Source organism: Bacillus marasmi (assembly GCF_902168435.1).
Classification (GTDB): Bacteria; Bacillota; Bacilli; order Bacillales; family Cytobacillaceae; genus Bacillus_BU; species Bacillus_BU marasmi.
Genome location: NZ_LR656165.1, coordinates 110,723 through 123,714, shown reverse-complemented (window position 1 = coordinate 123,714; position 12,992 = coordinate 110,723). Strand labels below are relative to the sequence as shown.

Annotated in this window: 12 protein-coding genes and 1 other RNA gene; 12 read left to right on the top strand and 1 reads right to left on the bottom strand. The window is 40.3% G+C overall.

What is annotated here, in order from left to right; all coding sequences use genetic code 11:
- Positions 1 to 6: 6 nt before the first annotated feature.
- The 4 genes from ssrS to FXW34_RS02815 all read left to right on the top strand — a co-directional run bounded on the left by ssrS (position 7) and on the right by FXW34_RS02815 (position 3,897).
- Positions 7 to 192: non-coding RNA, 6S RNA (gene ssrS / locus FXW34_RS02830), on the top strand.
- Positions 193 to 611: 419 nt separating this feature from the next.
- Complete coding sequence (locus FXW34_RS02825) at positions 612 to 1,382, top strand: tRNA threonylcarbamoyladenosine dehydratase (protein ID WP_147532461.1); 771 nt, start codon at positions 612 to 614, stop codon at positions 1,380 to 1,382.
- A gap of 635 nt (positions 1,383 to 2,017) precedes the next feature.
- Positions 2,018 to 2,950 (top strand): ABC transporter ATP-binding protein, encoded by a 933-nt coding sequence (locus FXW34_RS02820; RefSeq protein ID WP_147532460.1) that lies wholly within the window; start codon positions 2,018 to 2,020, stop codon positions 2,948 to 2,950.
- The gene (locus FXW34_RS02815; RefSeq protein ID WP_147532459.1) at positions 2,947 to 3,897 is read left to right on the top strand and encodes an ABC transporter permease; all 951 of its coding nucleotides are present in this window, start codon (positions 2,947 to 2,949) and stop codon (positions 3,895 to 3,897) included. Before FXW34_RS02820 ends, FXW34_RS02815 begins: the two co-directional genes overlap by 4 nt.
- Positions 3,898 to 3,924: 27 nt before the next feature.
- On the opposite strand, the gene FXW34_RS02810 is transcribed toward FXW34_RS02815, so the two are convergent.
- Positions 3,925 to 5,193 carry a replication-associated recombination protein A gene (locus FXW34_RS02810; protein ID WP_147532458.1) on the bottom strand — a complete coding sequence of 423 codons (1,269 nt, stop codon included), beginning with the start codon at positions 5,191 to 5,193 and terminating at the stop codon, positions 3,925 to 3,927.
- A gap of 235 nt (positions 5,194 to 5,428) precedes the next feature.
- On the opposite strand from FXW34_RS02810, the gene cymR reads away from it, so the two are divergent.
- The 8 genes from cymR (at position 5,429) to FXW34_RS02770 (ending at position 12,629) form a co-directional block, all read left to right on the top strand.
- Positions 5,429 to 5,851: a cysteine metabolism transcriptional regulator CymR gene (gene cymR / locus FXW34_RS02805; protein WP_147532457.1), complete on the top strand. Its 423-nt coding sequence runs from the start codon at positions 5,429 to 5,431 to the stop codon at positions 5,849 to 5,851.
- A 99-nt stretch (positions 5,852 to 5,950) separates the two neighbouring features.
- On the top strand, positions 5,951 to 7,096 hold the full coding sequence (locus FXW34_RS02800; protein WP_147532456.1) for a cysteine desulfurase family protein: 1,146 nt from the start codon (positions 5,951 to 5,953) through the stop codon (positions 7,094 to 7,096).
- Between the two features lie 36 nt (positions 7,097 to 7,132).
- The gene (gene mnmA / locus FXW34_RS02795; RefSeq protein ID WP_147532455.1) at positions 7,133 to 8,248 is read left to right on the top strand and encodes a tRNA 2-thiouridine(34) synthase MnmA; all 1,116 of its coding nucleotides are present in this window, start codon (positions 7,133 to 7,135) and stop codon (positions 8,246 to 8,248) included.
- A 207-nt stretch (positions 8,249 to 8,455) separates the two neighbouring features.
- Positions 8,456 to 9,118, top strand: a complete 663-nt coding sequence (locus FXW34_RS02790) for a tetratricopeptide repeat protein (RefSeq protein WP_147532454.1) — start codon at positions 8,456 to 8,458, stop codon at positions 9,116 to 9,118.
- A 27-nt stretch (positions 9,119 to 9,145) separates the two neighbouring features.
- Positions 9,146 to 11,578 (top strand): SF1B family DNA helicase RecD2, encoded by a 2,433-nt coding sequence (gene recD2 / locus FXW34_RS02785; protein ID WP_147532453.1) that lies wholly within the window; start codon positions 9,146 to 9,148, stop codon positions 11,576 to 11,578.
- Positions 11,579 to 11,794: 216 nt separating this feature from the next.
- Complete coding sequence (locus FXW34_RS02780; protein WP_147532452.1) at positions 11,795 to 12,271, top strand: PRC-barrel domain-containing protein; 477 nt, start codon at positions 11,795 to 11,797, stop codon at positions 12,269 to 12,271.
- Positions 12,272 to 12,281: 10 nt separating this feature from the next.
- A complete protein-coding gene (locus FXW34_RS02775) occupies positions 12,282 to 12,473 on the top strand; it encodes a hypothetical protein (RefSeq protein WP_147532451.1) in 192 nt (63 codons plus the stop codon).
- A 24-nt stretch (positions 12,474 to 12,497) separates the two neighbouring features.
- Positions 12,498 to 12,629 carry a YrzQ family protein gene (locus FXW34_RS02770; RefSeq protein WP_147532450.1) on the top strand — a complete coding sequence of 44 codons (132 nt, stop codon included), beginning with the start codon at positions 12,498 to 12,500 and terminating at the stop codon, positions 12,627 to 12,629.
- The last annotated feature ends 363 nt before the right edge of the window (positions 12,630 to 12,992 follow it).

The following is a 12,992-nucleotide window of genomic DNA, read 5'->3' as shown; positions in this document are numbered from 1 at the left end:
TAAGAAAGAGTCCTGATGTGTTAGTTACATTAGCAGATGTTTTGACCTAACATTTTCACTTTGGGAGTTTGAGTTTTCAAGTCGCGTTCACGCCTCGTTATAGGGGACCTACATAAGCTTGAAACAGGACACCCACCTGCAGGGAGCAGGATCAAAACGAAGCAATTACGTGACGGCACGATTGGGGCTTTTTCACTTTTATATTAGTACTCACACTCCTTGGATTTTTTCCATGGGGTTTTTTGTTGTGTTTGTTGATGAGATTAGTTAAGTGAGTTGGCCTTTTCTCTCTTTTGGGATGTGGGTATTGGTAACAAAATGAGGTCGAGAACGAGGAGAATTGTTACCAATGAGGGGGATTGGTAACAAAATTAATCCATGACTGGGGAAAAGTGTTACCAATAAAGCATATTGGTAACAAAATTTGAAGTTCAGTAAAAAAAATTGCTACCAACGAAATGCAAACTCCATCGATAAATCAAAGAGCTTCTCTTTTTACCAAATTCCTATCGAAATACTATTATTTTTATGAGCAAGTATGTTATATTCATTATCGGGAAAAAGCTAAGAAGTAAAACAAAATGAACAGTTTGGTGTTGGAGTGATAAAGTATGCTACATCAATTTTCTAGAAATGAATTAGCCATTGGTCAAGAAGGTCTCGATATCATGAAGGGGAGCACGGTTGCAGTACTTGGTATCGGCGGTGTTGGCTCGTTTGCAGCTGAAGCGTTGGCGCGGTCAGGTGTGGGACGTCTGGTGCTTGTCGATAAGGATACAGTAGATATTACGAACGTCAATCGTCAGGTTATTGCACTATTATCAACCGTTGGACAACCAAAGGCAGAATTAATGAAAGAACGGATTAAAGATATTAATCCTAATTGTGAAGTTATCGCTTTGAAAATGTTTTATACAGAAGAAACATATGAGCAATTTTTCAGTTATGGACTTGATTTCGTCGTCGATGCATCCGATACAATTATCTATAAGATCCATCTAATGAAGGAATGCCTGAAACGGAATATACCGATGATTTCTAGTATGGGCGCTGCTAATAAAATGGATCCAACTCGGTTCCAAATTGCTGATATTTCTAAAACCCATACGGATCCAATCGCAAAAGTCATCCGAACGAAGCTTCGCAAAGAGAGAATTCACAAAGGAATCCCGGTAGTCTTTTCTGATGAAAGCCCAATTGTGATTCGCGAGGATGTCCGCAAGGTGGTCGGTAATGATCAAGCTGAAATCCGTAAAGCGCAAATGCCACCTTCATCAAATGCATTTGTACCATCGGTTGCAGGACTCATTATGGCTAGCTATGTTGTCCGACAATTATTATCCGATATTAAAATTACCCGAGTAAGTGATGAACATAAATAGACATTAAGAAGCTGGGACAGAACTAAATTGTTCGCTAACCAAATGATTTCTTGTAGGACTATATTAGAGTTCAGTGTTGATTTTCATGTAGGTATGAGAATCTAAATAAGAGTAGAATTTCCCCTTATTTTATGTAAATGGGGCTAAATGAGCTGAAATAAGGGTAGATTTTCCGCTTAACTACTCCCCAAAAGACAAAATCAATTGATTTTTATGAAATAAGCGGAAAAACTCCCGTTATTATAAGGGAAATATGGGTCTTTTCCAAAATAAGCGTAATTCTTCCGCTTATTTTCAAACACAAGGAAATCAACATTCGGGTTAACAAACCCTCAAGCAAAAAAACTGCACTTAATGTGTGATCCACATTTATTTCAGGGTAGCTCTATAGTAAAAAGGAATTAAAAAATCGAACTATTAGGAAATTCTAAGTTAGAATTTCGCATGATAGTTCGGTTTTTTGTTTAGCTGAAATACATATGTCCCAGCCTCTTTTCTCGTATCATTCGTTTCGCTTAAGTGACATTCTCACACTAATACTTTTGACAATAATATGACACTGTTGCGACAGGAATCGAAAAACGGTAATTTAAAAGAAGAAATAGGACACTCTTTTACAAAGAGAGGAGCATGACATGGAATCGAAACCAATCGTCTCAATCGAGAACTTAACGAAAGTAATTAAAGGCAGGACCATCATTGATGATTTAAGCTTTGATGTATATCGGGGGGAGGTATTTGGCTTCCTTGGTCCGAATGGTGCCGGGAAAACAACAACCATCAGGATGATTGTCGGGTTAATGAGCATTACCTCCGGTGATATTAAAATTGATGGTTTTAGCATTCAGAAGAATTTTGAAAAAGCAGTGCAGTCGGTCGGTGCTATCGTTGAAAATCCTGAAATGTATAAATTTTTAAGTGGCTATCAAAACCTTCAACAATATGCGAGGATGGTCGGAGGAGTATCGAAAGCGAAAATTGATGAAATTGTTGATTTAGTAGGTCTCTCCGAACGGATTGATGATAAGGTAAAGACTTACTCTTTGGGAATGCGGCAACGACTGGGGCTTGCTCAATGCTTGCTGCATGACCCTGCGGTTTTAATTTTAGACGAACCTACTAATGGACTTGATCCGGCAGGTATTAGAGAAATCAGGGATTATTTACGATTTTTAGCAAAAGAAAAAAATATGGCTGTCATTGTATCTAGTCATATCTTGTCTGAAATGGAAATGATGTGTGATCGTATCGGCATCATTCAAAATGGTAAACTAGTTGATGTTCAACAAGTTAAGGAGTTTGTCCAAGGTGCTGCGGAAACGATTGTAGAATTTGAAGTAACACCACTTCCACAAGCCATATCAGTCCTCGGTGAACGATACCCGAACTTGAGCATTCAAAAAGGTGAGCGGACTATCACTTTAACAATCGCAAAAGAGTTAATTCCGGACATCATTAAAGCTTTTGTTCATACTGACCTTAAGGTTTACGGGGTTCGTGAATTGACGAAAACATTAGAGGATCGTTTCTTGGAAATTACAAAAGGGGATGGAGGGAAAATCTTATGATTGGGTTAATTGAAAATGAGATGATTAAGATTTTTCGTCGTCCTGGCACCTATGTCATGCTTGGTTTATTGATAATCGTGATTGCAATTGCCGGTGTCACAATGAAATACAATATTGGCAATATGGAAGATAATGATCCACAATGGAAACAAAATTTGCAAATGGAGAATGATGCGTTAAAAAGACAAATGGAGAGCGAAAAAGGTCAGTCAGGTATGAATGAATACTACAAAGAGAGTATTGCACGTAACGAATACCGAATCGAACATGATTTACCACCTCTAGAAGCTTATACAATCTGGAGCTTTGTCAGTGATATTTCGCAAATGATTGATTTTGTTGGTATTTTTATCATTACAATTGCTGCCGGTATTGTTGCCAGTGAATTTAATTGGGGGACAATCAAGCTCCTATTAATTAGGCCAATTAGTCGTGCGAAAATATTGACTTCAAAGTATATCACTGTATTTTTGTTTGGATTATTGATGCTGACAATAACATTTTTGCTATCGGGTATTTTAGGTGCAATATTATTTGGTTTCCCTGATAAACCTACACCATATTTGCTTTATCAGGAAGGTGTAGTTTCTGAACTGCCGATAGGGCTTTATTTAATTGTTTATTATTGCTTAAAATCAATCAATATGGTGATGCTTGTGACGATGGCGTTTATGATGTCGGCTGTTTTTCGCAATAGCTCACTGGCGATTGGACTATCAATCTTTCTCATGTTTATGGGTGGGAATGTAACGCAGTTATTAGCTGTTAAGTACGAATGGGCAAAGTATATTTTATTTGCCAACACCAATTTGATGCAGTATTTTGAAGGTAGGCCAATGATTGAGGGAATGAGCTTGTCGTTTTCCGTTGTCATGCTACTCTTGTATTTTTGTCTATTTATAGGGCTAGCCTATTATGTATTTAAAAAGAGGGATATTACAGCATAAAAAATAGAGGTCCGCTTCAATGGACCTCTATTTCTTATTTAACCGTTCATACACTGAAGCCAGTGCTTGTTCAAATTTACCGGTGCGCTTCGGCTCATAGTATTGTTTATTTTTGATGCGATCAGGCAAATATTGCTGCTTAACCCAGCCGTTTTCAAAATCATGTGGATATTGATAATCAATGCCCCGGCCGAGCTCCTTCGCACCTTTGTAATGAGCATCGCGAAGGTGTGCGGGAACTTCCCCTGAGATGCCTTTTCGTATATCAGATAAAGCGGAGTCAATTGCAATAATAGCTGAATTAGACTTTGGTGAAAGACAAAGCTCAATAACGGCATTAGCTAGTGGAATACGGGCCTCAGGGAAACCCAATCTTTCTGCAGTTTCTATCGCGGCAAGCGTTCGCGCTCCTGCTTGTGGACTAGCTAAACCAATATCTTCATAGGCAATCACAATTAATCTTCGGGCGATACTTAGTAAATCACCAGCTTCAATTAACCGGCCTAAATAATGTAGTGCAGCATTTACATCACTGCCACGAATTGATTTCTGAAAGGCTGAAAGCACGTCATAATGTCCGTCACCATCTTTATCATAAGACATGCTTTTTCTTTGGATGCATTCTTCGGCGGTTTTGACATCGATTTTTATTTTTCCATCGTCAGCTGGGGACGTTGATAGCACTGCAAGCTCAAGGGCATTTAAGGCACTGCGTACATCCCCGTTTGAAACGGTTGCTAAATGGAGTAAAGCATCATCTGTAACCTCGGGATTCCATTTTCCAAGACCACGTTCTTCATCTGCCAACGCTCGTGTTAACGCAATCACGATATCGTCAGGGCTTAATGGCTTTAATTCGAAAATTTGGCAGCGACTGCGAATCGCTGGATTGATAGCTAAATAAGGATTGCTTGTCGTAGCTCCAATTAAGGTAATCATTCCATTTTCTAAATATGGGAGGAGGAAGTCCTGTTTGCCTTTATCAAGGCGATGAACTTCATCAAGTAGTAATATTACCTTACCAGACATTTTTGCTTCAGCTGCAACAATTTCCATGTCCTTTTTATTGTTGGTGACAGCATTTAACGTCCGGAACGCATATTTTGTGCTACCAGCAATCGCGCTGGCAATCGATGTTTTGCCAATTCCGGGTGGCCCGTATAAAATCATCGACGATAATTGCCTCGCTTTGACCATTCGGTTGATAATCTTACCTTCTCCAACCAAATGATCCTGGCCGATTACTTCATCTATATTTTTCGGTCGCATTCGAAATGCAAGTGGTTTTTCTGACATCCTTCATCTCTCCAACCTGTAACAAAATCCCATTTTAATCAAGACACTACCCATTTAACATATCATGTTGGAGGGAAAATTGCATTTTCTTGTGCTATAATAGCAAAAGTGATTTTAAATTTGATAAAATTGATTTGAATGTAAGGAATTAAAATTCACGCATGTAATTACGGAATCATAATAATGGAAAAACTTATAATAATTAACTTGCGAAAAATAAAAAGAGGTGCTGGTAATGAAAATCTCAACTAAAGGTCGATACGGCTTAACCATCATGATCGAATTAGCCAAAAAACATGGAGATGGTCCATTGTCATTAAAAGCAATTGCTCAATCGAATGACCTGTCTGAACATTATCTGGAGCAGCTAATTGCTCCATTACGTAATGCCGGACTTGTAAAAAGTATTCGTGGGGCATACGGTGGATACGTGTTAGGAAATACGCCTTCAAAAATAACGGCTGGTGATATTATTCGCGTCTTAGAAGGACCGATTACTCCTGTTGAAGGAATTGAAGAGGAAGAGCCAGTAAAACGTCAGTTATGGATTCGCATTCGCGACGCAGTAAAGGATGTTTTAGACAATACGACATTGGAGGATTTAGCGAATTTTTCCGATGATGATAATGTACCAGATTCTTATATGTTTTATATTTAAAAGCATTGCATTGTTTATAGTTTATAATGTGAGATTAGGTTAATCCATGCATTACATTAACTTTATACGGAGTACTGCTTGAAAGTAGGTGAAATACACTTGGAACGGATTTATGTGGACCACGCTGCCACCTCACCAATGCATCCTCAGGTGGTAGAGGTCATGACACAAGCTATGAAGGAAACTTTTGGGAATCCTTCAAGTATCCATTCTTTTGGACGTGAAGCACGTCACCGTTTGGATGTCGCCCGCGATGGAATCGCCAAAAGTATTGGAGCAAACTCAACAGAATTGATTTTTACAAGTGGAGGCACGGAAAGTGACAACCTGGCAATTTTGGGTGTTGCCCATGCAAATAGTCAAAAAGGCCGTCATATTATTACCACGGCAATCGAGCATCATGCTATCCTTCATTCCTGCAAGAGGCTGGAAAAGGATGGATTTGAGGTTACATATTTACCAGTCGATGAAGCCGGTCGTGTTTCGGTGGATGCTGTAAAAGAAGCTTTGCGCGAAGATACGATTCTTGTTTCGGTTATGTATGGTAATAACGAGGTGGGCACAATCCAACCTATCGCTGAAATTGGCCATTTACTTGAGGAGCATCAGGCGTTGTTCCATACTGACGCAGTTCAAGCTTACGGTTTGGAAAGTATCAATGTGAAAGAGCAAAAGATTGATTTGTTATCTGTTTCCTCCCATAAAATCAACGGACCAAAAGGGATAGGCTTTCTGTATGTTAAAAGTGGAATAAAGCTGTTTCCCCAAAGTTTCGGTGGTGAGCAGGAGCGAAAGCGACGTGCCGGAACTGAGAATGTTCCAGCAATTGTTGGATTTCATGAAGCTGTCAAAATTGCTCAATCTGAGCTTAAAGCAAGAGGCGCTCAATATCGTCAATATAAACAGTGTATGATTGATGAGCTGACAGAAGCTCAGATTGATTTTTCCATAAACGGAATACTTGATAATTCCTTGCCACATGTTTTAAACTTAAGCTTTCCTGGAGTCAATGTTGAATCGATGCTGGTCAATTTGGATTTAGCAAAAATTGCAGCATCAAGTGGTTCGGCTTGTACGGCTGGGTCAATCGATCCTTCCCATGTCCTTGTCGCAATGTTTGGGAAAGACTCTGAACAGATTGTGAATTCGATTCGTTTCAGCTTTGGTTTAACCAATAATCTTGAGCAAATCCAAAAGGTTGGCAAAGAAACAGCTAAAATCGTTAAACGATTGACTGAATCATAACTATAGAAGGATCGCTACTATAGCGAGGTGAAGATGGTGCAAAAAGCAATTAAGGATACCCGGGTTGTCGTCGGGATGAGCGGTGGAGTCGACTCATCTGTTGCCGCTTTATTACTAAAGCAGCAAGGCTATGACGTTATCGGGATTTTTATGAAAAACTGGGATGATACGGATGAATTTGGTGTCTGTACAGCAACCGAAGACTATGAAGATGTAATTCGGGTTTGCAATCAGATTGGCATTCCGTATTATGCTGTTAATTTTGAAAAGCAATATTGGGACAAGGTGTTTACTTATTTTCTTGAAGAATATAAAGCAGGTCGTACGCCTAATCCAGATGTCATGTGTAATAAAGAAATTAAATTCAAAGCGTTTTTAGAGCACGCGTTAAAGCTTGGAGCTGATTATTTAGCAACCGGCCACTATGCTCGCGTAGAGTTTCGCGACGGTGAATACAAAATGCTCCGTGGGATTGATGAAAATAAGGATCAAACTTATTTCCTTAATCAGTTATCTCAAAGTCAACTTGAAAAGGTTATGTTCCCTATAGGTAGCCTTGAAAAAGCAAGAGTTCGCGAATTAGCTAAAGAAGCTAATTTAGCTACGGCTACGAAAAAAGATAGCACAGGCATTTGTTTTATTGGCGAACGAAACTTTAAAGAGTTTCTTGGGAATTACCTTCCAGCCCAGCCAGGGAATATGGAAACCTTTGATGGTGAAGTGAAGGGGCACCATGATGGGCTAATGTACTATACAATTGGTCAGCGTCATGGACTGGGAATCGGTGGTTCCGGTGAGCCGTGGTTTGTCATTGGCAAAGATTTAGAGCGTAATGTTCTATATGTTGGTCAAGGCTTCCATCATGAAAAGCTTTATTCCGATTCGATTACGGCAACAAAAACTAGCTGGATGTCAAATCGTCCTGTTAGTCAGGAATTTACTTGTACTGCAAAATTCCGCTATCGCCAGGCTGATAATAAGGTGACAGTGAAAGTAGTAGATGCAGATAAGGTTGAAGTCATTTTCGATGAACCTATTCGTGCTGTGACACCTGGACAGGCTGTTGTATTTTACAATGGTGACGAGTGCTTAGGCGGCGGAACGATTGATGAAGTATACAAAAACGGTGAACGTCTGACGTATGTTGGCTAAGCTGTAAACAAGGTGCTGACTGTCAAAACAGTCAGTGCTTTTTTTTATGTCTAGCGTAAGCTGCTAGCCCCTCGAGGTCTTAAGACAATCCGTCTAAAAGGTAAAAAGCCACCTTTCGGCCGGCTTGTCTTAAGCTTGTCGGGGCTGAGCGAGCCGCTTCCGCTTTTCGAGTTTTATGCTATAATTTTTGAGAACGGAGTGAGATAAATGGATAAGAACCAACTTGGAATTGAAATGATGAAAGAAGGAAAATGGGAAGAAGCAGCCAAAGTTTTTATGGAAGTAATTGAAGCAAACCCGAACGATGCAGTAGCTTATGTTAATTTTGGTAATGTTTTATCAGCAGTTGGCGACCCTGAACGTGCGATGAAATTTTTTGAAAAGGCAATTGAACTAGGCGGCGGTGGAGCAGCCTATTATAGTGCAGGTGCACTACTATATGAAAAAGAACAATTTGATGAAGCTAAAAAAATGTTTGATCAAGCAATAAAAGAAGGCTTACATACTTCCGATAATTATTTTATGCTCGGCATGTGTTTAGTACAGCTCCAAACTGCTCGTCTTGCCTTACCGTATTTACAGCGGGCTGTTGAACTAAATCCAGACGACGCTGAAGCCCTGTTCCAATATGGCCTCTGTTTAGCACAGGAAGGCCTGTTAGATGAAGCCATCTCGCAATTACATAAATGCATTGAAATCGATGAACAGCATGCTGATGCACTTTATAATCTTGGTGTGGCGTATGCGTTTAAGGAAAATAAAGAACAAGCACTATCCTATTTGGATAAAGCAATCGAAATTCAACCAGATCATTTATTAGCGCTAAATACAAAGGCTGTCATATCTAGTTCAGATAATAATGTAAACTAACGATTTGAGTTGAAAGGGGGGAATTCCGTGGAACAACAGGACTCACTAGATTTATTTTCGGAACAGGGAAAATTTATCAAGGGCAAGCATTTGGTCACGATTTTTCACAATGAACAAAATTTATATACGGTGATGAGAATTCGTGTTGAGGAAACAAATTTGTCCTATGAGGATAAAGAGGCTGTCATCACCGGGTACTTCCCCCGAGTTCATGAACAAGAAACGTATATTTTTTATGGTGATATGAAGGACCATCCCCGTTTCGGCTTGCAGTTTCAAGCTACGCATTTCCGAAAGGACATGCCGCAATCAAAACAGGGAGTTATCAACTATTTAGCTGGTGAGATGTTTAAAGGAATCGGTAAAAAAACGGCTGAAAAGATTGTTGAAACTCTAGGTGAGAATGCAATCTCGAGAATATTAAATCAACCCTCGTTACTTGATTCCATACCAAAGCTTCCCCCTGAACGAGCCAAACTGCTTTACGATACGCTCATGGAGCATCAAGGGCTAGAGCAAATTATGGTCGCACTGAACCAATATGGATTCGGTCCGCAAATTTCGATGAAAATTTATCAAGCTTATAAAGAACAAACACTTGAGGTTATTCAAAAGAATCCTTATCAACTTGTCGAAGATATTGAAGGGATTGGCTTTGGTCGCGCCGATGAACTAGGTCATCAGCTTGGCATTACCGGAGCTCATCCCGATCGAATAAAAGCAGGCTTATATTACATGCTTGAGAGTGAGAGTATTCAAGCGGGACATGTATTTCTTGAAGCGCGTGATTTGTTAATCTCGGTCAAAGCCCTTTTAGAAGAAAATAAACGACAAGAGATCATTGAATTCGAGGATATTTCAAATGAGCTGATTAAACTTGGTGAAGAAGGAAAAATAGTCATTGAAGAGCAACTAGTTTATTTACCTTCGCTTTACTTTTCGGAAAAGGGAATTGTTTCACAGGTTAAACGATTAATGGCGCAAACAGAGTATGCTGAGCAATTTCCGGAATCGGAATTTTTATTGGCCTTAGGTGAGCTGGAGGAGCGTATTGGTGTTCAATATGCTCCGACACAAAAGGAAGCGATTCAAACGGCGCTCATGTCTCCAATGCTGATATTAACTGGTGGTCCGGGCACTGGGAAAACGACTGTTATTAAGGGGATTGTCGAGCTATATTCAGAGCTACATGGCTGCAGTTTAAATCCTAAGGACTATAAAAAAGAGGAGCCGTTTCCGTTTTTATTGGCAGCACCGACCGGTCGTGCAGCGAAGCGAATGGCTGAATCAACTGGCTTGCCAGCGGTAACGATTCACAGACTTCTTGGCTGGAACGGTGCTGAAGGCTTTGATCATCATGAAGGAAATCCTTTAGAAGGTAAAATCTTAATCGTTGACGAGACTTCCATGGTCGATGTATGGATGGCTAACCAACTTTTTAAAGCATTGCCACCAACCATTCAAGTAATATTAGTGGGTGATGAGGACCAGCTTCCATCCGTAGGTCCCGGTCAAGTCTTAAAGGATATGCTTCGTTCCGAGGTCATTCCAACTGTACGCTTAACCGATATTTATCGTCAGGCCGAAGGGTCGTCGATTATCGATTTAGCTCATGAAATTAAGCAGGGCAAGCTGCCTCCTCAAGTAACCGCACAGCAGAAGGACCGCTCGTTTATTCGCTGCTCCACTGCTCAGATTGCCGATGCCGTGGAGAAGGTCGTCCTTAACGCGAAAAAGAAAGGTTTTACTTCCAAGGATATTCAAGTACTGGCTCCTATGTATCGCGGACCAGCAGGGGTTGACCGCTTAAATGAGTTACTTCAAGAAATATTTAATTCTAATCCTGATGGTACGCGCAAAGAATTGCAATTTGGAGAAATAAAGTATCGGATTGGTGATAAAGTACTTCAGCTGGTGAACAAGCCCGAAAATAATGTTTTTAACGGTGATATTGGCGAAGTTATATCGATTTTTTATGCGAAGGAAAATGAAGAAAAGCAAGATATGGTGCTCGTTTCGTTTGAAGGCAATGAGGTCACCTATACTCGAAATGACTTGAATCAATTGACTCTTGCGTATTGCTGTTCAGTTCACAAATCACAAGGAAGCGAATTTCCGATTGTGATTTTACCAATCGTGAAAAGCTATTATCGAATGCTAAGACGGAATTTAATCTATACGGCGATTACGAGAAGTAAACAATTTTTGATTATCTGTGGTGAAGAGGAAGCGTTACGGACTGGGGTTGAACGTGCAGATGACCAGGCCCGCAATACCAAATTGTCGGACAAGCTTATCGAGGCATTGGAGCCGATGCGTCAAGCAGTACAGGAATCTCTACAGACTGCTCATGACTCCGAGCAGGAGGAACTCTCGTACGAAGAAAAGCTACTGTTAACTGACCCATTGATTGGAATGGAGCAACTGACTCCGTATGATTTTATGGAGGAACAGAAATAGATTTATTTGAGTAGTGTCTAGCGCAAGGCGCCATCGGTTCGAGGTCATAAGCCAATCCGTCCAGAAGGTAAAAGACAACCTTCCGGCCAGCTCGTCTTATGCTTGTCACCGATAGGCGGGCGCCTTGCGCTTTTCTTAGAAATGGTAAACGTTTCTCATTATGATTTTAAGACTGGAAGCCAAAACTAACAATGTTCGGAAAGGTGGGGAAAACTTTTGCGAACGTATTCGTTAGTTAAAGGTCTTCCAGTTTTTGATTTAAGGAATGGTTCAAAACTCGGCGAAGTTTGCGACTTATGTATTTCGAGCAATGGGAAAGTAGAAGGGCTGCTGCTAAAAAAGAAGACATTGTTTCACAAAATGAACAGAATTGAGATTGAAAATGTTGTTTCCTTTGGCACAGATGGTGTTATGGTTAGTCAGCCTCAGGTATTGGAACCACTTGTCGAACCTCCCGATTTTACGATTGAGCATCAACATAAACTTACCGGTAAAATGGTGATGTCGGCTGAAGGGGAGAAGTTGGGTCTTGTTGAGGATGTTTACTTTTTGGAAGAATTGGGCACAATCGTAGGGTATGAATGTACGGATGGATTCTTTTCAGATATAAAGGAAGGGAAACGAGTCGTGAAAACCGTTCAGCCACCTGCGATTGGAAAGGATACCATCATCGTAAATGTAGATCATGAGTGAGGTGTCCTACTTGTTACAGTGCCCAAACTGCCAGAGTAAAGATATTGGAAAAATCGGTATTAATCAGTATTATTGCTGGAATTGTTTTATCGAGCTTTCCTTGGGAAATGGTCTAATCCATACCCATCAAGTCGAGGAAGATGGTTCATTAAGTTCACTTGATGATTTATTTGATGAGGACGAGCGTAGATACAGTGTGTAAAAATGACAATTAGAGGTGATACGGATGAACAAGGTAGTTTCCTCTGCTCTTGCCATCGGTGCAGGAGTGGCAGCATTTACTATGATGCGAAATAATAATATGATGTCTGGCCGACAAATGAAACGAATGGGAAAACGTATCAGTAAAATGTTTTAAATTAGATTAGTGTGGTAATATCCCCTAGGCGTGAGCCTACGGGGATTTTTTTTATGTTGATGATTTGTGGCGGTATTCGGGTGGGATAGACGGAGGCGTAGTATGTACACCGTATAAGTGCCCTCAATTTCAGATTTACGGAAAATTAGGGTACTAAGGGAAGTCATAAGTACCCTCAATTTCAGATTCATCGAAAATTAGGGTACTAAGGGGCGATAAGTGCCCTCAATTTCAGTTTCACCGAAAATTAGGATACTAAGGGAAGCCATAAGTGCCCTCAATTTCAGATTTACGGAAAATTAGGGTACTAAGGGGTGATAAGTGCCCCCAATTTCAGTTTCACCGAAAAATAGGATACTAAGG

Coding starts and splice junctions, on each gene's coding strand:
- FXW34_RS02790 (WP_147532454.1), top strand. CDS start 8,456: ATGGATAAGAACCAACTTGGAATTGAAATGATGAAAGAAGGAAAATGG.
- FXW34_RS02825 (WP_147532461.1), top strand. CDS start 612: ATGCTACATCAATTTTCTAGAAATGAATTAGCCATTGGTCAAGAAGGT.
- FXW34_RS02815 (WP_147532459.1), top strand. CDS start 2,947: ATGATTGGGTTAATTGAAAATGAGATGATTAAGATTTTTCGTCGTCCT.
- FXW34_RS02770 (WP_147532450.1), top strand. CDS start 12,498: ATGAACAAGGTAGTTTCCTCTGCTCTTGCCATCGGTGCAGGAGTGGCA.
- cymR (WP_147532457.1), top strand. CDS start 5,429: ATGAAAATCTCAACTAAAGGTCGATACGGCTTAACCATCATGATCGAA.
- FXW34_RS02810 (WP_147532458.1), bottom strand. CDS start 5,193: ATGTCAGAAAAACCACTTGCATTTCGAATGCGACCGAAAAATATAGAT.
- FXW34_RS02820 (WP_147532460.1), top strand. CDS start 2,018: ATGGAATCGAAACCAATCGTCTCAATCGAGAACTTAACGAAAGTAATT.